The organism is Pseudobacillus wudalianchiensis (genome assembly GCF_001685015.1).
Taxonomy (GTDB): Bacteria; Bacillota; Bacilli; order Bacillales; family Domibacillaceae; genus Pseudobacillus; species Pseudobacillus wudalianchiensis.
Map to the genome: position 1 here is coordinate 345573 of NZ_MAYT01000023.1, position 18466 is coordinate 364038.

The window sequence follows — 18466 nt, forward strand, 5'->3', positions numbered from 1 at the left end:
TAACGTGTTTTTCAGCAGATTAACTGCATTTGTCCATTCTTATCACTAACAAATTCTGTTCCAAAATCTTCTTTTAGCAATACTTCAAAAATGGCCTCAAGCACATCAACAACAATGCTGTTTCCGGCTAGTGCATAAAGCGTGGCATTACGCTTTCCAGGCTTCGTTGGGAATTGCTTTAGCATCAGCTCAAAGTCTTCGTCATCAAATCCCATTAGCCGCCACACTTCCCGTTCAGTCAGATATCGATACATCGGCTTGTCTTCCAATCGAATAATACCGGCATTCGGACATCGGTCTTGGCGCTCTGTAATCGTCCAGCAGAAATCTTCAATCACGCTTAGTCGTCGCTTATACGCATCACTCGGCTTCACCGGATTGAATTCCTCGATCTTATTCAGCATCGATGGAATAGTAATCATGTACTGAGGCGCCGTAACATTCTCTTCTAAGAAGCCTTTGATATGACGCATTGGTTTCTGTTTCAACCTTCCAAAATTAAAGGGTTTGCCCAATGTGGATATACAGAATACTCTTTCTCTGAAGTGAGGTATACCAAAGTCTCTTGCATCTAGCACATCAAAACTGTTCGAATATCCTAAGTCAGCCATGTCGTGCAGGTACTCATTGAAAGCTCCGACCGTCTTTTTATCAAGAACACCTGTGACATTCTCCCAAATAACTGCACGCGGCTTCCAGTCCCCCATATTTCTTATAATCTTAATCGTCTCGTGCATTAGCGAACTTCTAGTACCGCTGCCTTTGCTTGCTCCACGTTTCTTTTTGTTTTTATCCATAACGCTTGAATACTGCGCTCGGGAGTTATCTTGGCAAGGACTACCATGCACTAGGATATCGGGTTGCAAGTTCCATCCAACAACTGACTGCGGTTTATGAGAGTGATCATATAGCGCGTTGTATGCCCTCACCCTGTTTTCTTGGATCTCCACGTAATCAATTGATTTATGTTCAATTCCCAAGTTAATCAACGCTTTTCGAGGCGCGCCAATGCCTCCAAACAATTCTAAGATTTTAATCACCGGCGTTTCTCCTTGTTTCACATTTTCAATGTACTGTTCATTAAGTAGTTTTCCTTTCTTCTCTCATTAACTGTTCAATCAATTTTTGTTAATTAACAAATGCCTGAGTTACTTCATACAATAATCAAAAAATGGAGTTGATCTTCATGGCGAAATGGATTGACGTATCGACATCACAACATCAATTAAAACTTTTTGATGGAAATAGGCTTATAAAGGCTTACCCAATTGCAGTTGGAAAAATACTGTCACCAACGCCTTCTGGAACATACTCAATTATCAATAAACAACACAATCCTGGCGGAGCATTTGGAGTGCTTTGGATGGGATTGTCAAAGCCTCATTATGGTATACACGGAACAAATAACCCAGCTTCCATCGGCAAGAATGTCTCACATGGATGTATTAGAATGTTTAATCATGATGTTTTAGAATTATCATCTAGAGTTTCAATTGGTACTAGGGTGTTTATTCATAAATGACTCTGTTAGTCTCATCCTCTTTATTACATAGTTTGTGTCGACTATTCCTCAACAGCTTCCATCAGGTACTTACACTTGGGGCACTTCTTCATCGGAATGATCTCTATAGACATTTCAAATACTCCACAATCTGTGCAACGGTATTCAATCACTTTGCTTCCCCCAGTTCCTGCAGCTGCCGTTGAATCTTCCTCTGACACTTGGAATGCTTGGTGTATTTGAGCCTTTGTTGAAGAGAAATAACTACTCGTTCTCTCCGATGCTTTTCATTCTTTTCAGCAAAGTAATCACGCGACTGGATTAAGTATTTAGCAAACTGATTTCCGGATCCTGCCGCCTCCCGAATGACTGTTGCAACTGGACTAAATGATCTCTGTTTATCCCTCACTTTGCTCACCCTCCATTTGCTTCATAGCCCATTGTTCAAACTCTGCTCGTTTCCGCGCTCCCCGATACTGGGCCAGCAACCGCTCCCGTTCTTCCGGTGCTGGCTTTGGATTAATCTTGCTGCTCAAGTCCATCCATTGTTTCATGTACTGTTCTGTTGTTAATCGGCTCATTTGCTCCCCTCCAGTGCTTCATTTGTAAGAGACTGAAACCATTCCCGATCATTTGTGTCCAGCGCCATATTGATATGCAACTGCTTCAATTCTGCTAAGTCCTCTGCTGTTAAATAGGCTTCCTTCCCCATCAGTGAGCCCTCCCTTATTTTCAGAGACTATTTATTAAAACAACGACATCTGTTCAAAATTAGCCGACTCTTCCTCAACAAGTTCCATTTCGAAAGACTCTTCCAGCAGCTCCTCTTCAACCAATTGGAAATCAGTAAACCAATGAAGAGGAAAACGGCCACCCAACTGCTTCCGATCTCGATCTTTATAAAACGTGGCATTTTTTCGATTGGCTTCTGGAAGTATAAAAAACCGGTTCTTTAGTTTGTGAAATGTAAACTGTTTCTCAGGCCTCCAAATAAACTGTGCGCTGTACATCTTACCTTGCTCTAATGGAGGTAGATCAGCAGCATTCGGTTCCGGCGGCCACCCATCAAGAGCCTGGAATTTATCAGCTTGAAAGCACCCCATGTGAGCATTTTTATTAAGAAAGCGAGAAACATAATAATTTAACGGTCCGTTCGGAAAGAGGTAAACAGTTTTGGGAAACTCACCGGCGAGTTCCGGATCCACGCACACTCCTTGTAGCATGATTTATCACTCCTTTAACGTTTTCGCTTCCATGCTCCGTTTGTATATTCCATGACAACTACTTCTGTACCAAGCTGCCGTTCTAATAGCTTTCTTCTTAGCGAAAAATCTCTTGAAGCAGGCCCACCTTTTATATCAACAATTTCTGTCCATCCGTTTTTATAAGTAACTAAAAAATCAGCTGTATATTTAGCGCCTGCTTTCGTTTTTGAGCCTTTTCCTGAGCAAAGGGAACATTGAATAGCTCTTCCTGTTTTCTTGCTTATATTGCGCCCTGTGCCCTCACAACGGTAGCAAATAACTGTATACGCTGGTATTACTTCAAACTCTGGCTGGACTTGCACCGATTGAACGGCCGGATCTACAGAAAGCAGCTTGTGGTAATCTGCCTCCGCTTTACTGTCATAAACTCGACCATTCCAGACTCTTTTCCTCGCTTTCCATTTACGCGCCATACAATTCCACTTCCGTCATATCCATTACTTCATCCATTTTGATTTGAATCTTTTCAAATTCTGCCTCTGCATCTTCAATCGCCTGTTTTTTCTTACAGACGGGGCCCATGCCGGCTTCCATGCTCTTCTGTGACCTCAAAGGACGGTTACAACGCTCACATAGTTTCATTCAGAACACCCCTTTATCTACAAATCCAAACTCAGCTGACCACTTGCAGCTTCCTTTTGAAGCTCGTCTATTCTTTTGTGTAGTCTCTTGTTTTCCTCACGTAATTCGGTTGTTATAACGGCAGAAGAACTTGCATTCTTTACACAACGTTCATGTACGATGTGGTTTCTCCACATTGTCCATTCATCCTCCCAGACTATTCCTTCGTAAAAGATGCAATCATCCGGAAAAATAATGCCGCTGGCCATAATCAACTCCCCTTTTTCAATACTGCTACCGTCAACAACCGCCGTAATTCGATATATCCCATTTCCTGAACAGAAACGTTCCCGCTTTGGCTGATCCCCATGCCTAGCAATTGTTCAATGACAGATTGTCGTTTCAGTTCCTGAACAGTTACTTTTTCTTTAGTTCTCATCAGCTCACGTCCTTTTCAGCAAGAGCGTACCGTTGTAAAGCTGCCTCTAGTTCCTCATCAAACTTAGCCATTCTCTTATTCTTTTCAACAAGGGCCGCCCCTGAAATAGGGCCGCATATCGGGCAAGGTTGGATGTAAAGCAATGATCCATCCTGACCTCCAACTGAATGTGTACCACCGCATAAATCACACATTATCGTTTTAACCTCCAATCAATTCCTTCTGCTTCTAGCACAAATTTTCCGCATTCTCCGATCAACCGGCTGGCCCCTGCATATCCTATCTTGTCAGCAAGCGTGCCGCGATCTTCATTGCTGTTGAAGACGATCGGCTTTTGTTTACGGTACCGCTCGTTAATAATCGTGTAGTACATTCGCTCGCGCGGCTCTGTCCAGCTCACTTTTCCGATGTCATCCCAAATGAGTACATCTGCTGATAAAGCACCGTTTAAGAGACGGTTATACGTTTCTCCCCCGTCATCCATTTTCTTTGCTTGCATAAGCTCTTCCATGAAAGTTACATCCGATACCGTTAGCACGTTAAAGCCTTCCTTGATCAGCTGTTTAGCCAAAGCAATTTGCAAATGAGTTTTACCAATGCCGTAATTGTTGTGTTTTTGTTTCAAGGCGGACCGTTCTGCAGCAGGCATTTCTTTCAAACGCTGCTCCCCGAAAACTGCGAGCAAACCGTAATTATTAGACGGGATCACCTTCTCTTTCCCGTCACCGTTTTTGATGATTTTGAAGAGTGACCGGTACTCCTTTGTTAATTCCAGCATTTCTTTCTGAATTGGCGATGTAGTTTCATAGTTTTCAAAGTTCGCCTTGGTAAACTCCTCCGGAATCAGGGACTGTTTGAATCGCCGTTTCCACGCCTTTCTTTCACGGCATTCACACGGTTTAGAGAAGGTATACATCAAGTTGTTTGTTGATTTCTTTTGGTAGTACACTAGCTCTGTATCCTTACAAACAGGACATTCATATTCATCCGCCCCATGCTCTTCGGGCTTCTTCGAGTTCTCGATAGGCTTGATCCGCTGATTTGCCTTTGCCTGTAGATCCGCCATTACTTCCGCGATGCTGGTAAACTTTCTGGCCACTCTCTTCACCTCGTTTTTTGTTTTTGTTAGGATTCTTCAAAATGGACTCCACGTACTTTAGATTGCGGGCTCCATATAGAACTGCTTCACCCATAGCATGTAAAACTAAAGCTTCTCCATAATCGTCAATCAAGCTTCCTAACGTATTTGCTACAAATCCGCTAAGCTGGCCAAACCCTTCTTGTTCGTAAAAATGAAAAGGATTAACCGACACGCGCGTATCTTCTTCATCATCTTCTTTATCTTTTTGTTTAGTTTTATTTAGTTTAATTAATGCGGAACTAACTCCGGAACTAGGTGCGGAACTAACCTCGGCACTAACTGCGGAACGAAGTGCGGAAATATTTTCCGACCTTTGAGGAAGTTCGGAATTATTTTCCGTTCTTTCAAAGGAAATGATCTTGTAAGTGGGTGCTTTTCCTTTTCTGGAAGCAAAGTCAATTCGGCCTTTTTGCTTCAATTCATTTCTCACTTTTCGGAGGGTGCGATCTGTTAATCCTGTTTTGACGCATAGCACCGATTCAGCCACCGTAAATGTTTCTGCCCATCCAGCCTTATTATTTATGTGCATGAGTGCGTACCATAAATTAATTGCTGATGGTGACAGTTCATTTATTTCGAGCCAATCATAGAATGCGTTCATTTCTCTGATGTAGTTCACGCTTAATCCCTCCTTTCACATACCGCGAATCCATTCTCCACTCTTTTAATTTGATAGTTTGGGTAACACTTTTTCATATATTGCAAGATTAGTAGCTTCAAATGCTCCTGATCCTTTGCCTCCTCCCACAAGCGCTGCGGGAGGACAACAGAAGTTTTTATATTAATCATCAGCCTTCAAATCCAAAGTCCTGTTGCAAGGGCTCTTTTTTGTCTTCCGATTCAGCAGCTGGCTCTTCTTTCGGCGTTTCAATTACCGGATCTTCCATATCGATGTATTCCGGTTCAGCTGTTATGTCTTTCCTTACAACTTCATCTTGTACAGCCTGCTGCTGCACTTCGATGGAGATCGGCAGGTACTTCCACATGTGGCGGATCACTGTTTTCTTGGCCATTTCTTCAAAATCTGTTACCCAAGGTCCATTCTTCGATGCTTTGGAACGGCCCCTTCTCTTATCAATTTCCTGCATGTCCATAACTTCAAATTGGTACCCGCCATCTTTAAAATGTGCTACTCCATAGACATGGGTCATGTTTCCTCGATTCCCCGCAGCTGGTTTATGGATAAGCTTTGGATTTAAACCCAACTCGTATTCAAAATCATCATTTTCAAAAACGGCATGAGCATAAATGTTTTGAATCTGGCCAGATCTTCTAGCAAGGTCAATCATGCCTTTATATCCGATAATGAATGTGGCTTCTTTTCCGTAAGGAATGATGTAACAATGTCCAATCAGCCCGGGCTCCAATCCAAGCTGTGCAGCTTGCATGACAGCCCCCATAAGAGATGAAATATTACATTCCAGCAATTTTGGTGTAGTTCTTATAGTTGTCAAAGCAATTCTTGCAAGCCGATCAGCATCCATATGTTTAGGCAACGCCTTTTCAATTTCCGGCCCCATCTTCTTTAAATAAGCTGCGATTGTATTGGCTGGAGAAGCAGGAGCATTGTTGCCCCCGTTCGCCTTATTAGCTAATTGATTTTTAACGTCTTTATTTGTAGCCATTGTCTTCCTCCTATTTCACCGCAAACCGGCGGTAGCTGGATTGTTTTGCATACTGGTTATAAAGCTCGGGATGATCTTTCAAGAATGATTTGCTGTCGAACCGGTTAGAGCTGACCGTCTTCCAGGTCACAACTCGTTCGCCGGCAAAAGCTTTTTCATTCTCTCCCATAAGGGCTTTAATTTGATTTTCATACTCTTTCTTTTGAGTCTCTAATTCCTTTAGTTCGACTGACACCTGATCCAGCGCTTCTAATAGTTGGTCTGCTTCATTTGGCAGCTCAACCTCTGTCAATGGTACCGACTCGGGATAAAGAGCCTTGAGCAAATCACTGGAAGCATCTGATCCGTCAAACATCGGCGGGTTATTTGCTTCGACATGGTTTTTCCAAAAATTTGTCTCGATGTCGATTAGGTATTGAATCAGTTCCTCATCCCGTTCGATTTTCTTATAAATAAATTTATTACCGCCGATAAGAACAGCGATCCACCAAGCCGTATAACCCGTTACCGCCATATAGTGCTGGCATTGAAGCAAGTAAGAAGCTGGAACCTCTTCTCCTTCCCATTCCGCTTTCAGATACTCAGAAGCTGTTTTGCATTCAAGCCCCTCTTTTGTTCCAACAATCAATCGATCTACATTGGCGAGCATAAATGGATATTCTGGATGCTTTAGAATGGCATTACGCTTGCGTACTTTTAAACCTGTTCGTTTAGTAAATTCCTGAGCTACCACTTCCTCTAGGACGTTTCCAAAGTAGGCAGCTTCACCAGCTATATCTTCATCAGGAGCTTGTCCTGTTTTATCAAGGAACACAGCGACTGGAGACTTCCATTTATTCAATCCAGCAATGGCTGCGGCATCTGAACCGCCAATTCCTGCTTTACGAGCTTTCAACCATTCTTCACGATTCATGTCATTCGTCATCGCAAATACTTGCGCTTGCATTAAGAGCCCTCCTCTTGATTCGTTTTTCAAAGTTCGGTACAATAAAAGAAATCAATTATTTTTAAAGACCTGACTCGCTCTGCAAAGCGAGTCTTTTTCATTCCGCTGTTTTGTATTGAGCGCCAAGATATTCGATTAGATAATCCTCCAAATTCTCCTCAAGGACGATCTCTCCACCAATTTCAATGATTGAATCACCGATTAAGATTTCATCACCCATAGCATCAATGCCGCAATGCTCCGGTTGGCTTACCATATTTGCATAACCTGTTTCCATAGTTTGAGTGATTGCTGGATGTTCGATATTCATTTGTTTCACCTTCTTTCTGATGGCTTAATGTCCATCGTCAGCAGCCCGAACCACCAGGCACAGGGGGAGAAGCCCGTTCCGGCCGCTGACGATGAGCACCGGAGTGCCCATCAACTGAAAATGTGTTATAATAAGATTGTCTGAGTAACTTTCATGCGGTGAGCTGCCCAAAGCTTGCCGCTTTTATTTTTGCTTTTTTTCTGATTCTCCATTGGCTAAGCCCCAATAATATGCGGCGGCAACTGCTACAAAAAAGACTATTACTGTTTCCATTTTTTATCCTCCTAACCAATTCTGACCACTCGTTCTGCTAAGATTCCTTGTTCTCTTAAACGCTGGACCACTTGTTCTAACTGCTGTCTGTTTTCGTTTGCTGCCTTTAACCTTTTCAGCTCTCTAATTGAGTTTAGAAAGTCAAATACTGTTCGTTCAGCTTCCTCTAGCTCTCCTTTAATCAAGCATTCTTCCATTCTGTAAATAAGGCTATGTGCACACTGTTTTTCTTTCATTTCTGTTGTCATAGTTCTACTCCATTCAATTGGTCTTTACTGGCGTAACCGCGGGAAATAAGCTTTTTATAATGCTTCTCCCAAACACCGCGATAACTGATTTCTGCCTCCTCGCATATAACTGCGAGAAAATGTTCAATACCTGTGATAACATCCACTAATTGAACTAGTGATTCTATCAGCTCATTTTTCTCCCAGGCAGACAGAAACTTGAGTTTATTTGCTAATTTCACCTTTCTAATGGCTTCCGAGGCCTCTTCTAATTCCTCCATCACCGAATCTTTAACACTGGCTCTGTGGAGATCTACTTTTTCACCATCAAGGCGAAGAGGCCCCGTACCGGTATATTGATGTCTAAGAGCCATTACAAACCAAGCATCGTCTTTCATTTTTACGAGTTTACGAGATATGTCAGGCGGAATTTTTGCCCGCTCCGTTTCGTATGCTGAAATAGTCTCTCTACAAACACCTACCTCCAAGCTAAGCTCTAATTGAGTCTGATCCCCTCTTAATTCCTTTAGCGCTTGTCCGACATTACCTTTTTTCATCCCCATTCCTCCCCTTCTTTACCGTTGACTATAGGCAAAACAGCTTATAATAGAATCAAATAACTTAAGGAGTTAAAACTCGTAATTTCCCGTATTCTTTTTCTTTCTTTTCAACAGGTTGATTTATGATTACCGGCTGTGATCTTTCTTCGATCCATTGATCGATTAAATCTTTCTTAAAGACCCATTTACGACGTCCTGGGAAACGAAGGACTGGCAATCCTTCTTCATGTACGTATTTTCGAACTGTGCCGATGGAAACACCGATATATTCAGCAGCTTCTTTTGTAGTTAGAGTTTGCATTACGACACCACCTTTCGAGGAATCCAACTTTCTACATAACGAATAGCAGCTTGAAGTTCCTTTTGTTTTACATCTTTATATGAAGCGACAGCAAAACGATCTTTTATCTCTCGATACAATTCACGGAATAACTGAGGTCGGTACTCTGGATCGGATTCAACTTCATATACTTTTGCGGCAACCGCTTTTTGCAGGCGTCTCTGTTCACCAGATGTAAGCGTGATCTGTTCATCTACTTTTGCTTCGAGTTCAGTGAGTTTAACCTGATGTGTATTTATTACCTCTTGCATTTGATCTTGTCGTTCAGCTGTCTCGACCGTAAGTTTCATTGACTGGATCAATGCTGTACGATCGTCCAGAACTTTTACTTTGTTACTTTCAAGCTGTTCACGTAGTTTTTTAAATTCTTGAATAAACTTTACTTTGAATTTCATTGCTTCTGGTGTTACATAAGACATTGCTACCAGCGTAAACGCTTCTTCCGTCATATTGATTTTTCGATATTCACGGCCGCGTTCGTTTTGGTAAGCTGACTCCTCAAAGTTGTGGAGTGAAAAATTCTGTTCACCGGATAGATTTAGCTTTTCGATTTGATTCTCGATATCACGGATAACAATGTCGTGACGTTTATTGAATACTTCTGCAACCGTTAAGCTGTCAGTTACGACTTTGTTGTTTTTAATAAAAACGAGTTGGTTCAATTTAACTCCTCCTTAGCTGACTTCCTTTTTACCTTTTGGTAATTCGTTGTTATAGGAAAAAATTTGTTCAAAATTTAAATCACTAAAATTTTTCAATACACCAGCTATAAATTTACTTCCGGGATTTCTTTTCCCATTTAACACACGATTCACAGTACTGTGAGCTACACCTATCATTTCCGCAAATTGAACTTCTGATAACCTGTTATCTTTGAGATATTTTCGTAAAACTTTCGTTCTAACAAAGATGTCCGCTGACTTATTCATATAGTTTTTCACCCCTCCTTTTTACCTTTTGGTAATTACCTTATGGTAATAATTTATCATCAATTTTACCAAAAGGCAATACTTTTATTCATTTTTTTTTGAAATTAATTGCCTTTTGGTAATAACGGATATTATCATTGCGTTAACAGAAATACTTTATGAATGGATGATTGTTATGAGTGATTTTGGCACTTATATAAAAAACGTAAGAGATTCTAAGGGCTTAACCTTAAATCAGGTAGCTCTTTACTCGGATATTAGCGCAGCTCAACTATCAAGAATTGAAACAGGTAAGCGTGGCGTTCCTAAACCAGCTACAATTAAAAAAATTTCTGAAGCCCTCAAAGTCGATTACGATGAGTTGATGAGAATTGCTGGTTACATTGAAGAAAATGATAAAGAGGATACGCCTAAGCTAACCGAGAAAGACGAACGCGATATCGCAAAACGAATGAAGAAAATGAGGGAGGATTTAACAGAGGCAAAGGCAGATGGTGACGGTTTGAATTACATGGGAGAACCAATGAGCCCAGAAGCAATCGAATCCTTGCTAGAAGCTTTAGAACACGCTGAGCGCATAGCTACTTTAGCGAATAAGAAGTATACCCCTAAAAAATATAGAGATAAGGATTAAACTTTAAGGGGGATAATTATGTCTCGGATCAAAGAGCTCACTAAGACAATAACAAAAAAATACGGCACAAATAACCCTTATGAAATCGCTAAAGCTAAAAATATTTGCATTATAGAACGCAATCTTCATGAAAGCATCTATGGGTTTTACAAATACATAAGAAGAAATAAATTTATTTTTATCAACTCCAACTTACATCAGGAATCAAAGTTTTTCACCTGCGCCCACGAGTTAGGACATTCTGAACTACACCCCAGAGTAAATACTCCCTTTTTAAAGAGAGGAACTTTATTCTCTGTTGATAAAATTGAAGTGGAAGCTAATACTTTTGCAGTTGAATTATTGATGCCGGATGAAAAAATCTATGAGTACAAATATACTAACCTATCGTTATATGAAATTAGTGAAATACTTGGCGTTCCTAAGGAGTTAGCGCGTTTAAAAACTCTGAAGGAGTGCCAAAAAATTTTTTAATTATTTAATGGAATAATCTTCTCAATATGTATGTAAACGTTAATTTCGAAAGGAATGAGATGAATGGAAACTTTTGAATTCAAACACGGTGGAAAAACTACTGTTACACTCGATTCCGAACACATTCGCATTGATAGAAAATGGTTTTTTAATAGGTCCTCTGGATTAAAAGGCGAAAAAACCATCAAGCTAAACATGATCTAAAGTGTGAAGATTGTTCCTGCATCCACTATTAAAGCAGGTTTTATACAATTTGGTGTCACTGGCAATAAAGATGTAAAAGGCATCTATACTGCTGGGGATGAAAATTCAATTATGTTTTCAAAAAAAGAGCAAGAAATGGCTGGTGAACTGAAGGTAATAGTAGAAAGCAAAAGAAAACAGAGTACCTTCGCTTCTTCCCTAGCAGATGAATTGAGAAAGCTAGTAACTCTTAAAAACGAAGGCATATTGACTGAGGAAGCGTTTCAACAACAGAAACAAAAATTATTAAAGTGACCAAAATAGCCTTGCGGAGGGGTTCTTTCACCCCCGAAAACATGATGCTGTATTCAAAACATATGTCATACAGGGAAATTAATATCGCCACATTTATGACAATATATTACCTTCCATGTTAGAGGACTGTTTAAAAAGATTGGCTCGTTACAACAACTTGTAATAATCTCTTCCATATCATTAAGTTCTATTTGTATCCTAGGGTCAGTTTTCTCTAAGGGCTTGAAATCTACTTTAATATATGGACTTTTAACTCTTTGTTTCATTCTGCCAAATTCTTTGTTTACTAGATTAATGAACTCATTTTTTGCTAAATCAACAATGTGTTGCCCTTGATCTCTAGTCAACTGTTCAGCTGATGGTGCCGGCAACCCACAATGAGGACAGTAACATTTACTCTGTGTCTCTTCTGTGTGTTCATTATAAAAAACCTTAAACTCTCTTTCGCAAAACGGACACTCTTTTCTTAAAAGGCCGTTATCATCTAAACGAATACTGACAGGGATTTTCATAAAATCACCTCAAAGGAGTTATTATTATGTCACAATCATACCAAGAGTTAACGAAAATTTCACGTGAATTTAAGGATTTATCTGGAGACTTACTAAGGTCAACAACTAGTACCTTTGACTCTTCACTCAACTTTCTAAAATCTTTTTGTGAGGAAAACGAAGTTATACAGGAAATTTTGAAACCTATTGTAGAAAATGAATATGATACTAATCAATGGTTTGAAAAGGCTGTTAACCAGAGGTCTTCAATGGTAGGTTCTGGAGATGCTACTTTACCTAATAAAAAAATTGATGCTTTAAAAGTCATTTACGATTTACTTTGGAGCACTAATCCTCAAGATACATTAATCCATTTTGGGCATGCCACGATGTTTACCAAAAAATACAATGACCAACTAAGGAAGGTAAATGACAGTATTGTTACCATTTTTATAAGATTTATCATAAGAGAATTGGAAGAAAAAATCGAACTTGTGAAACCGCAAAATAACCAAAACGTAAACAACTGGATTTTTAATGCTCCAACAAATTATGCAAATCAATCGACTGATTTCACTCAAAACATTCAAATCAATAATCCTGAAGTTTCGGAACTACTAGCTCAAATGAGAAGTGTCATTGATAGTGATACATCATTAGATTCAGCTGAGAAAGTTGATGCATTTGACACTATAGATATGTTGGAAGAAGAAACTAGCAAGCAGACTCCTAGCAAAAGAAAAGTAGAAAAGTTGATAGCCTTATTACCTACTGTCGATTCAGTATTATCTATAGGCGAAAAAATTATTGGTATAATTCCCTCTTAAAACATTTACGCATAACTACCTCACTTTCACTCATATAGTGAGGTTTTCATTTACCACACAAAAGAACATATATTCGTAAAAAAGGAGTGGATATACATGGCTAAAGGACATTTTAGACCAAGAGGTAAAAACAAATGGCAGCTCGAAATTGACCTTGGTTATTACATCGATCCGGTAACACAAAAAAAGAAACGAAATAAAAAATATAAAACAGTACTTGCTAAAGGTTCCCGGGAAGCTGAATTAGAATTAGCTAAATTCGTTGTAGAAGTAACGGGAGAAAATTATTTTGAACCTAAAAAAATGATGTTTGTCGATTTTGTAAAAAATGAATGGCTGCCTAAGCATGCAAATAAACACCTTTCTCATACAACTAGAGCAACATTTCTGCAACACTTAGAAACGAGGATACTTCCGGCCTTCCAGTATTTACGAATGGATCAAGTCCAACCGATGCATATTATCGATTTTCTTCATAACCTTCAAGAGAATGGTATGCGTCTGGACGGAAAAGAAGGAAAGCTTTCCAGCTCCACGATTTTTTATAATTATCGAATTTTGAATAATATCTTTAATTTCGCTGTTAAATGCCGGATTGTTGAAAAATCACCTGTAAAAGAAATAGATAAACCCAAAGTTGAATATAAGGAAGTGGATGTTTACACTCTTGAAGAAGCGAGCGAATTGTTAAAGTGCTTGAACGCGGAGTTGCTACATTGGCAAATTATTATTAAACTCGCTATTACTACAGGGATGCGGCGATCTGAATTATTTGGCTTAGAATTCAAACATATAAACTATGAAAAGAGAATTGTTCATGTTAGACAGGCCCTCACTTATTCAAAAGCAGAAGGTTATCAAGTTCATGAAATAAAGAAAGGCAGCAGGAGTGCAAAGAAGCGGGATATTGTTATATCCGAAACTCTTATAGAACCTTTAAAAAGTTTAGAATTGCAACGAAAGAAAGAACGACTTGCGGCAAAAACGCTGTGGGAAGATGGAAAACACAATTTTTTACTGGCTGACGAAAACGGAAAGCCTTATCATCCAGAGTCTTTGAAAAATTGGTGGGAACGATTTATTAAGCGGCATAAGTTGAAATATATTAACATTCATGCTTTGAGGCACACATCAGCCACCCTTCTCATTAACGAGGGTGTTCACGCAAAAATTATTTCGGAACGCTTAGGCCATTCTGATATTACGACCACAATGAATATTTATGGCCACGCTCTAAAACAGGCTGACGAAATTGCCACACAAAAATTAGATTCTGCACTATTAGGGACCAAAGAAAATCATTAAAAATCATTAAGTTATCACGTTTGGTCGGCAGAATGTCGGCAAAATAAGTGTGCTTTTTTGGTGATTATTGATAATGAGAGTAACAAAAAAGAGCGAAAACCCTTATATAACAAGGATTCTCGCTCTTTCTTTTGGTATGATTCCGACTGGGTTCGAACCAGCGACCTCTACCCTGTCAAGGTAGCGCTCTCCCAGCTGAGCTACGGAATCGTTCAACTGACAAGTTCTATTCTATGAAAATTCTGGTCAGTTGTCAACGAATATTTTGCTTTTCAATATGAAAGTTTTCCGTTAGCTATTAATTTACTTTTTCCCTCGTTAAAAATAGCATTCTCACAACTAGAAATCCAACAAATATGTAGGTAATCACCCAAACATTCTCTGGCAGATGAGCTTGGACTCCTTCCTTTATCGTATTGGCCACAGCCGATACGGGCGGCAGGATATAAACGATCCACTTCCACTTTCCTGGAAGTACGTCCATAATTTTCGAGCTGGCAATGGCAGCACATACGACAAAGGCACTGCCGCTCCAGGAATACTTTTTCCCACCCATATTCGTAGCACTAAAAAGACTGCCTGTAAAAATCCCCAACAGAATAAACACAATGTGACCATATAGAAAGAGACTAATCCGTTCAATCGTTAGCGGCTCCCCGAAAATCCCCAGCAGGAGCGGCAGGACAAAGGAGACAGCTGCCAACGTAAGACCGACAAGAAAAATAACGATCATTTTCCCGTAAAGAAAGCAGGCTCTTTTCGGCATATACGAAAGCAGGATGAGTTTTTCACTGCCTTTTTCTAAGTTACAGACGACCATAGTGAGCCAGACGATGACCGGATAGAGAACAAACGCGGAGATTGAATGACTGTCAGCGATCGGCAAGTTTTCATAATAGTATTGGCTGAAGATCCAGGACACATACAAAATCGATGGCGGCATCCATTTCAGTGAGTACAGCAGAGAGCGCAGCTGATACGCAACAAATGATTTCACCGCTCTCCCCTCCCTTTTACTTCTATAATGTGCCCGTTGTGTCGCAGAATCTCGCCAATCATTTTATCTGACTCTGTCTCCTCGACCACCAGCCGGTAAGTATGTTCGGCTAATGGAACAGCCTGCCATCTGTTTTCGCTCATTCGATAAGTAATTTCCATCATCCGGCTCACTTGCTTCACAGGCAAACACGAAACAAGGCGGCCTTCCTCCATCACAGCGATGTGTGTAGCAAGCTGGTAAGCAAGCTCAGTTTCATGTAGGGTGAAGACGGTTGTCTTTCTCCCTTTCCGCTCCATCAGCAAATCTACCGCTATCTGAACTGTCCCTTCATCCATGCCGGTGAACGGCTCGTCGAGAAACAGCACCTCTCCTTTTTTCATTAAAGCCTGGATAAAACCAGCTTTTTGCTTTGTGCCTTTAGAGCATTTTTTCAATGGCGTATCCAAAAAAGGTTCAAGTCCAAACAGGCTTGTGTAATAATCTATCTCCTTTTCTTTATAGCTGCCATTCATCTCGGCGAGCAGCTGCAAATAGTTCCTCACTGTGAAGGAAAGATGCTCCGGAAAGTGTTCTGGCACGTAGGCATACGAGGTAAAATACCGCTGAATGTTTCCGGTCTGCGGTTCGCTGATTCCGGCCAGCAGCTTGATGAGCGAGCTTTTCCCTGAACCATTGACCCCCGTTACCGCGACAGTCGTTCCCTGTTCGATTTCTATCGTAATTCCCTGTAAAATCTCTTTCCCATTTACCGATAATCCTGATTCGATCGCTTCGATTAGTTTCCCCATGTTTTCCCCCTAAATACTGTCATGTCACTTGCATAAAGAACACTTGTTCGTATATAATAAGAACAAGGAGCTGATCTTACATGAATGCTTTGTTGCTGCGAAGTCAGCGTGAAAATTTGCCTCTTGTCATTATGTATCAGGCACAGGACGGAACGATAACAAGACGTAATATTGTAGTAAAGTCACTTTCGTCATCTGCTGTGTATGCCTACTGCTTCTATCGCAAACAAAATCGCCGCTTTTTGCTTTCTAATATACTTGCTGCTTATCCTGCTTCTATTTTACGCAGGAACAGCCAGCCGGCCTGATTTTTTCAGGACGGCTTTTTATTTTATTATAGTAAAAAATCCTTTCTGAGGGCATTTTTCAAAAACCTGTCTAAATTCTAAAGGAAAGGCCATACATATTAATGAACCCATAAACAGGAACTGCTTGAATGGGGCTTCACCGCTTACTGTCCGCCTCATTTATGCTAAAATCAAGACGAATAACTATTAATTGGTTTGGAGGGTCACTATGACGATACAGCGTGGCACCATTGAAGATGAAAAGATTTATTCTAAAGAGCTTGATGAAGAAATTGAGCTTCTCGTATATCTTCCAGCGAATTTTTCTCCCTTATATAAATATTCGCTGTTAATTGCCCAAGATGGGAAAGACTATTTTCAGATGGGACGTATTCCGCGCATCGCTGATGAACTGCTGGCGGAAGAACAGATTGAGAACCTCATCATTGTCGGGGTTCCTTACCGAAATACAGAAGATCGCTGGCAAAAGTATCATCCGGATGGCCAGAAGCAGGAAGCCTACATTCGCTTTTTAGCACACGAGCTTGTTCCTTTTCTGGACGAGAAATATCCTGGCTACCATGTTGGCTATGGACGTGCGCTAGCCGGTGATTCACTTGCGGCCACCGTTTCTTTAATGGCAGCTCTTCGCTACCCCCATACTTTTGGTAAAGTGATCATGCATTCGCCTCACGTAGACGATAAAGTTATGAATGCGGTGGATGAAGCCCAGGATTATAAACAGTTGAGTCTTTATCATGTTATTGGGTTGGAGGAAACAAAAGTAACACGGATGAATGGGGAAATTGATGATTTTCTCACACCAAACCGATCTCTGCACAACCTTTTTTATGAGAAGGGCTTTGATTGCTTCTATGATGAATTCGAGGGCGGGCACACGTGGAAATTTTGGCAGGCCGACTTAAAACGCGCACTGCTGACAATGTTTGAGTAAAAGCATTTTCCTAGAAAAGTGTCTTTACTATGGAATTGTAAGGAAATTTGTTATAATAGAAAGATGATTCATAATTATTTTTTAATTCATAAGGAGTGAGCATGAATATGAAACTAGGTATTGTTATTTTCCCATCAAAAAAACTTCAGGATTTCGCTAATTCCTACAGAAAGCGTTATGATCCTCACTACGCGCTCGTTCCGCCACACATTACATTAAAAAGCCCGTTTGACGCTGAGGAAGGCGATCTAAAAAGCTTAACAAGCCAGCTAGAAGAAATCGCTATAAAGCATCAGCCATTTTCTTTTCATTTGAGCAAGGTGAAAACATTCCACCCTCTCAATAATGTTATTTACTTAAAAGTTGACCCAAATGAAACCTTGACTGCTTTAAATGAAGACTTACATGAAGATTCTATTATCGGCGGCAAGCCGGAATATGGATTTGTTCCTCATTTGACAATTGGGCAAAAATTATCCAATTTAGAGCATGATGATGTATACAACTCCCTGCAAATGATGGACGTAGACCACGAAGAAACAGTAGACCGCTTCCATTTACTTTACCAGCTGGAAAACGGTTCATGGACAGTTTATGAAACATTCTTACTCGGAAAGGGTTAATAACTAGTGAACGTAACAACTGTAAAAAACAACCAAGAACGCGAAGTCGCTTATGCTATTCGCAAAAAAGTGTTTGTGGAGGAACAGCGTGTTCCTCTTGAAATTGAAATTGATGAGCATGAAGATGCAGCGGTACATTTCGTTCTATACGATGAAGAAAAGCCTTGCGGAGCTGGCCGCTTCCGTATCAAAGATGGCTTTGGCAAAGCGGAGCGAATCTGTATCCTGCCTGACTACCGCGGCAAAGGAGCCGGCCGCCTTATGATGGAAGCAGTCGAAGCAGAAGCGAGAAAGCAAAATGTTCCTGCTCTAAAGCTCGATGCACAAGTACATGCGATTCCATTTTACGAGCGTCTTGGCTATGAAGTGATCTCGGATGAATTCATGGACGCGGGCATTCCTCATAAATCGATGAAAAAAGTATTTTAACACTTAGCTAAACAAGAAAAAGCTGTTTCGTTTTTCTA

At 40.4% G+C, this 18466-nt stretch carries 33 protein-coding genes and 1 tRNA gene; 10 read left to right on the forward strand and 24 right to left on the reverse strand.

What is annotated here, in order from left to right:
- Window positions 1–11: 11 nt before the first annotated feature.
- On the reverse strand, window positions 12–1061 hold the full coding sequence (gene dcm, locus A8F95_RS12255) for a DNA (cytosine-5-)-methyltransferase (RefSeq protein WP_425414994.1): 1050 nt from the start codon (window positions 1059–1061) through the stop codon (window positions 12–14).
- Between the two features lie 125 nt (window positions 1062–1186).
- Between dcm and A8F95_RS12260 the strand changes: the two genes are divergently transcribed.
- Window positions 1187–1522 (forward strand): L,D-transpeptidase, encoded by a 336-nt coding sequence (locus A8F95_RS12260; RefSeq protein WP_065410761.1) that lies wholly within the window; start codon window positions 1187–1189, stop codon window positions 1520–1522.
- Window positions 1523–1670: 148 nt separating this feature from the next.
- Here the strand turns inward: A8F95_RS12260 and A8F95_RS12265 are convergent, their stop codons facing one another.
- The 19 genes from A8F95_RS12265 to A8F95_RS12345 all read right to left on the reverse strand — a co-directional run bounded on the left by A8F95_RS12265 (window position 1671) and on the right by A8F95_RS12345 (window position 10117).
- A complete protein-coding gene (locus A8F95_RS12265; protein WP_065410762.1) occupies window positions 1671–1910 on the reverse strand; it encodes a hypothetical protein in 240 nt (79 codons plus the stop codon).
- Window positions 1900–2082 (reverse strand): hypothetical protein, encoded by a 183-nt coding sequence (locus tag A8F95_RS12270; protein ID WP_065410763.1) that lies wholly within the window; start codon window positions 2080–2082, stop codon window positions 1900–1902. The genes A8F95_RS12265 and A8F95_RS12270 overlap by 11 nt, the downstream gene beginning before the upstream one ends.
- The gene (locus tag A8F95_RS22105) at window positions 2079–2213 is read right to left on the reverse strand and encodes an IDEAL domain-containing protein (protein WP_141676266.1); all 135 of its coding nucleotides are present in this window, start codon (window positions 2211–2213) and stop codon (window positions 2079–2081) included. The genes A8F95_RS12270 and A8F95_RS22105 overlap by 4 nt, the downstream gene beginning before the upstream one ends.
- A gap of 34 nt (window positions 2214–2247) precedes the next feature.
- Entirely contained in the window at window positions 2248–2724 is a 477-nt protein-coding gene (locus tag A8F95_RS12275; RefSeq protein WP_065410764.1) for a hypothetical protein, read from the reverse strand.
- Between the two features lie 14 nt (window positions 2725–2738).
- Entirely contained in the window at window positions 2739–3179 is a 441-nt protein-coding gene (locus tag A8F95_RS12280; protein ID WP_065410765.1) for a DUF1064 domain-containing protein, read from the reverse strand.
- Entirely contained in the window at window positions 3169–3348 is a 180-nt protein-coding gene (locus A8F95_RS12285) for a DUF6011 domain-containing protein (protein ID WP_065410766.1), read from the reverse strand. The genes A8F95_RS12280 and A8F95_RS12285 overlap by 11 nt, the downstream gene beginning before the upstream one ends.
- Before the next feature lie 17 nt (window positions 3349–3365).
- Window positions 3366–3596, reverse strand: a complete 231-nt coding sequence (locus A8F95_RS12290; protein ID WP_065410767.1) for a hypothetical protein — start codon at window positions 3594–3596, stop codon at window positions 3366–3368.
- A 2-nt stretch (window positions 3597–3598) separates the two neighbouring features.
- Window positions 3599–3766: a hypothetical protein gene (locus A8F95_RS22500; RefSeq protein WP_176713685.1), complete on the reverse strand. Its 168-nt coding sequence runs from the start codon at window positions 3764–3766 to the stop codon at window positions 3599–3601.
- Complete coding sequence (locus A8F95_RS12295) at window positions 3766–3960, reverse strand: hypothetical protein (RefSeq protein WP_065410768.1); 195 nt, start codon at window positions 3958–3960, stop codon at window positions 3766–3768. The genes A8F95_RS22500 and A8F95_RS12295 overlap by 1 nt, the downstream gene beginning before the upstream one ends.
- Window positions 3960–4865, reverse strand: coding sequence for an ATP-binding protein (locus A8F95_RS12300; protein WP_245671286.1), 906 nt, complete (start codon window positions 4863–4865; stop codon window positions 3960–3962). The genes A8F95_RS12295 and A8F95_RS12300 overlap by 1 nt, the downstream gene beginning before the upstream one ends.
- Window positions 4750–5526 (reverse strand): DnaD domain protein, encoded by a 777-nt coding sequence (locus A8F95_RS12305; protein WP_065410770.1) that lies wholly within the window; start codon window positions 5524–5526, stop codon window positions 4750–4752. The genes A8F95_RS12300 and A8F95_RS12305 overlap by 116 nt, the downstream gene beginning before the upstream one ends.
- 169 nt (window positions 5527–5695) lie before the next feature.
- Window positions 5696–6532, reverse strand: a complete 837-nt coding sequence (recT, locus tag A8F95_RS12310; protein WP_065410771.1) for a recombination protein RecT — start codon at window positions 6530–6532, stop codon at window positions 5696–5698.
- A 10-nt stretch (window positions 6533–6542) separates the two neighbouring features.
- Window positions 6543–7478 (reverse strand): YqaJ viral recombinase family nuclease, encoded by a 936-nt coding sequence (locus tag A8F95_RS12315; protein WP_065410772.1) that lies wholly within the window; start codon window positions 7476–7478, stop codon window positions 6543–6545.
- Between the two features lie 97 nt (window positions 7479–7575).
- On the reverse strand, window positions 7576–7788 hold the full coding sequence (locus A8F95_RS12320; protein WP_065410773.1) for a YqaI family protein: 213 nt from the start codon (window positions 7786–7788) through the stop codon (window positions 7576–7578).
- 284 nt (window positions 7789–8072) lie between these two features.
- Window positions 8073–8309, reverse strand: coding sequence for a hypothetical protein (locus A8F95_RS12325; protein WP_065410774.1), 237 nt, complete (start codon window positions 8307–8309; stop codon window positions 8073–8075).
- A complete protein-coding gene (locus A8F95_RS12330; RefSeq protein WP_077247345.1) occupies window positions 8306–8845 on the reverse strand; it encodes a helix-turn-helix domain-containing protein in 540 nt (179 codons plus the stop codon). Before A8F95_RS12330 ends, A8F95_RS12325 begins: the two co-directional genes overlap by 4 nt.
- Before the next feature lie 64 nt (window positions 8846–8909).
- A complete protein-coding gene (locus tag A8F95_RS12335) occupies window positions 8910–9149 on the reverse strand; it encodes a helix-turn-helix domain-containing protein (RefSeq protein ID WP_065410776.1) in 240 nt (79 codons plus the stop codon).
- Window positions 9149–9850, reverse strand: coding sequence for a Rha family transcriptional regulator (locus tag A8F95_RS12340; RefSeq protein ID WP_065410777.1), 702 nt, complete (start codon window positions 9848–9850; stop codon window positions 9149–9151). Before A8F95_RS12340 ends, A8F95_RS12335 begins: the two co-directional genes overlap by 1 nt.
- 12 nt (window positions 9851–9862) lie before the next feature.
- Window positions 9863–10117 (reverse strand): helix-turn-helix transcriptional regulator, encoded by a 255-nt coding sequence (locus A8F95_RS12345; protein WP_065410778.1) that lies wholly within the window; start codon window positions 10115–10117, stop codon window positions 9863–9865.
- 175 nt (window positions 10118–10292) lie between these two features.
- Between A8F95_RS12345 and A8F95_RS23225 the strand changes: the two genes are divergently transcribed.
- The 3 genes from A8F95_RS23225 to A8F95_RS12360 all read left to right on the forward strand — a co-directional run bounded on the left by A8F95_RS23225 (window position 10293) and on the right by A8F95_RS12360 (window position 11723).
- On the forward strand, window positions 10293–10751 hold the full coding sequence (locus A8F95_RS23225) for a helix-turn-helix domain-containing protein (protein ID WP_176713686.1): 459 nt from the start codon (window positions 10293–10295) through the stop codon (window positions 10749–10751).
- Window positions 10752–10769: 18 nt separating this feature from the next.
- Window positions 10770–11225, forward strand: coding sequence for an ImmA/IrrE family metallo-endopeptidase (locus A8F95_RS12355; protein ID WP_065410779.1), 456 nt, complete (start codon window positions 10770–10772; stop codon window positions 11223–11225).
- A gap of 207 nt (window positions 11226–11432) precedes the next feature.
- Window positions 11433–11723 carry an SHOCT domain-containing protein gene (locus A8F95_RS12360; RefSeq protein ID WP_077247346.1) on the forward strand — a complete coding sequence of 97 codons (291 nt, stop codon included), beginning with the start codon at window positions 11433–11435 and terminating at the stop codon, window positions 11721–11723.
- Between the two features lie 65 nt (window positions 11724–11788).
- On the opposite strand, the gene A8F95_RS12365 is transcribed toward A8F95_RS12360, so the two are convergent.
- The gene (locus A8F95_RS12365) at window positions 11789–12235 is read right to left on the reverse strand and encodes a hypothetical protein (RefSeq protein WP_065410780.1); all 447 of its coding nucleotides are present in this window, start codon (window positions 12233–12235) and stop codon (window positions 11789–11791) included.
- A gap of 26 nt (window positions 12236–12261) precedes the next feature.
- Here A8F95_RS12365 and A8F95_RS12370 point away from each other — a divergent pair, with 26 nt between their 5' ends.
- Entirely contained in the window at window positions 12262–13041 is a 780-nt protein-coding gene (locus A8F95_RS12370) for a hypothetical protein (protein ID WP_065410781.1), read from the forward strand.
- A gap of 96 nt (window positions 13042–13137) precedes the next feature.
- Window positions 13138–14346: a site-specific integrase gene (locus A8F95_RS12375; RefSeq protein WP_065410782.1), complete on the forward strand. Its 1209-nt coding sequence runs from the start codon at window positions 13138–13140 to the stop codon at window positions 14344–14346.
- Between the two features lie 137 nt (window positions 14347–14483).
- On the opposite strand, the gene A8F95_RS12380 is transcribed toward A8F95_RS12375, so the two are convergent.
- The 3 genes from A8F95_RS12380 to A8F95_RS12390 form a co-directional block, all read right to left on the reverse strand.
- A tRNA-Val gene (locus tag A8F95_RS12380) sits at window positions 14484–14556 on the reverse strand.
- Between the two features lie 88 nt (window positions 14557–14644).
- Complete coding sequence (locus tag A8F95_RS12385) at window positions 14645–15343, reverse strand: hypothetical protein (RefSeq protein WP_065410783.1); 699 nt, start codon at window positions 15341–15343, stop codon at window positions 14645–14647.
- Window positions 15340–16134: an ATP-binding cassette domain-containing protein gene (locus A8F95_RS12390; protein ID WP_065410784.1), complete on the reverse strand. Its 795-nt coding sequence runs from the start codon at window positions 16132–16134 to the stop codon at window positions 15340–15342. Before A8F95_RS12390 ends, A8F95_RS12385 begins: the two co-directional genes overlap by 4 nt.
- 80 nt (window positions 16135–16214) lie before the next feature.
- On the opposite strand from A8F95_RS12390, the gene A8F95_RS12395 reads away from it, so the two are divergent.
- The 4 genes from A8F95_RS12395 (at window position 16215) to A8F95_RS12410 (ending at window position 18428) form a co-directional block, all read left to right on the forward strand.
- The gene (locus A8F95_RS12395; RefSeq protein WP_065410785.1) at window positions 16215–16442 is read left to right on the forward strand and encodes a hypothetical protein; all 228 of its coding nucleotides are present in this window, start codon (window positions 16215–16217) and stop codon (window positions 16440–16442) included.
- A gap of 208 nt (window positions 16443–16650) precedes the next feature.
- Window positions 16651–17376 carry an alpha/beta hydrolase gene (locus A8F95_RS12400; RefSeq protein ID WP_065410786.1) on the forward strand — a complete coding sequence of 242 codons (726 nt, stop codon included), beginning with the start codon at window positions 16651–16653 and terminating at the stop codon, window positions 17374–17376.
- 107 nt (window positions 17377–17483) lie between these two features.
- Complete coding sequence (locus A8F95_RS12405) at window positions 17484–17999, forward strand: YjcG family protein (RefSeq protein ID WP_077247347.1); 516 nt, start codon at window positions 17484–17486, stop codon at window positions 17997–17999.
- Between the two features lie 6 nt (window positions 18000–18005).
- Complete coding sequence (locus tag A8F95_RS12410) at window positions 18006–18428, forward strand: GNAT family N-acetyltransferase (RefSeq protein WP_065410788.1); 423 nt, start codon at window positions 18006–18008, stop codon at window positions 18426–18428.
- Window positions 18429–18466 lie beyond the last annotated feature (38 nt).

Bases quoted from the DNA above. Each gene is read 5' to 3' on its own strand.
- A8F95_RS12355 (WP_065410779.1), top strand. From the start codon at position 10,770: ATGTCTCGGATCAAAGAGCTCACTAAGACAATAACAAAAAAATACGGC.
- recT (WP_065410771.1), bottom strand. From the start codon at position 6,532: ATGGCTACAAATAAAGACGTTAAAAATCAATTAGCTAATAAGGCGAAC.
- A8F95_RS12405 (WP_077247347.1), top strand. From the start codon at position 17,484: ATGAAACTAGGTATTGTTATTTTCCCATCAAAAAAACTTCAGGATTTC.
- A8F95_RS12280 (WP_065410765.1), bottom strand. From the start codon at position 3,179: ATGGCGCGTAAATGGAAAGCGAGGAAAAGAGTCTGGAATGGTCGAGTT.
- A8F95_RS12370 (WP_065410781.1), top strand. From the start codon at position 12,262: ATGTCACAATCATACCAAGAGTTAACGAAAATTTCACGTGAATTTAAG.
- A8F95_RS12275 (WP_065410764.1), bottom strand. From the start codon at position 2,724: ATGCTACAAGGAGTGTGCGTGGATCCGGAACTCGCCGGTGAGTTTCCC.
- A8F95_RS12400 (WP_065410786.1), top strand. From the start codon at position 16,651: ATGACGATACAGCGTGGCACCATTGAAGATGAAAAGATTTATTCTAAA.
- A8F95_RS12345 (WP_065410778.1), bottom strand. From the start codon at position 10,117: ATGAATAAGTCAGCGGACATCTTTGTTAGAACGAAAGTTTTACGAAAA.
- A8F95_RS12365 (WP_065410780.1), bottom strand. From the start codon at position 12,235: ATGAAAATCCCTGTCAGTATTCGTTTAGATGATAACGGCCTTTTAAGA.
- A8F95_RS12295 (WP_065410768.1), bottom strand. From the start codon at position 3,960: ATGTGTGATTTATGCGGTGGTACACATTCAGTTGGAGGTCAGGATGGA.
- A8F95_RS22500 (WP_176713685.1), bottom strand. From the start codon at position 3,766: ATGAGAACTAAAGAAAAAGTAACTGTTCAGGAACTGAAACGACAATCT.
- A8F95_RS12315 (WP_065410772.1), bottom strand. From the start codon at position 7,478: ATGCAAGCGCAAGTATTTGCGATGACGAATGACATGAATCGTGAAGAA.
- A8F95_RS12290 (WP_065410767.1), bottom strand. From the start codon at position 3,596: ATGGCCAGCGGCATTATTTTTCCGGATGATTGCATCTTTTACGAAGGA.
- A8F95_RS12285 (WP_065410766.1), bottom strand. From the start codon at position 3,348: ATGAAACTATGTGAGCGTTGTAACCGTCCTTTGAGGTCACAGAAGAGC.
- A8F95_RS12260 (WP_065410761.1), top strand. From the start codon at position 1,187: ATGGCGAAATGGATTGACGTATCGACATCACAACATCAATTAAAACTT.
- A8F95_RS12270 (WP_065410763.1), bottom strand. From the start codon at position 2,082: ATGAGCCGATTAACAACAGAACAGTACATGAAACAATGGATGGACTTG.
- A8F95_RS12330 (WP_077247345.1), bottom strand. From the start codon at position 8,845: ATGAAAAAAGGTAATGTCGGACAAGCGCTAAAGGAATTAAGAGGGGAT.
- A8F95_RS12325 (WP_065410774.1), bottom strand. From the start codon at position 8,309: ATGACAACAGAAATGAAAGAAAAACAGTGTGCACATAGCCTTATTTAC.
- A8F95_RS23225 (WP_176713686.1), top strand. From the start codon at position 10,293: ATGAGTGATTTTGGCACTTATATAAAAAACGTAAGAGATTCTAAGGGC.
- A8F95_RS12320 (WP_065410773.1), bottom strand. From the start codon at position 7,788: ATGAATATCGAACATCCAGCAATCACTCAAACTATGGAAACAGGTTAT.
- A8F95_RS12395 (WP_065410785.1), top strand. From the start codon at position 16,215: ATGAATGCTTTGTTGCTGCGAAGTCAGCGTGAAAATTTGCCTCTTGTC.
- A8F95_RS12375 (WP_065410782.1), top strand. From the start codon at position 13,138: ATGGCTAAAGGACATTTTAGACCAAGAGGTAAAAACAAATGGCAGCTC.
- A8F95_RS22105 (WP_141676266.1), bottom strand. From the start codon at position 2,213: ATGGGGAAGGAAGCCTATTTAACAGCAGAGGACTTAGCAGAATTGAAG.
- A8F95_RS12335 (WP_065410776.1), bottom strand. From the start codon at position 9,149: ATGCAAACTCTAACTACAAAAGAAGCTGCTGAATATATCGGTGTTTCC.
- A8F95_RS12390 (WP_065410784.1), bottom strand. From the start codon at position 16,134: ATGGGGAAACTAATCGAAGCGATCGAATCAGGATTATCGGTAAATGGG.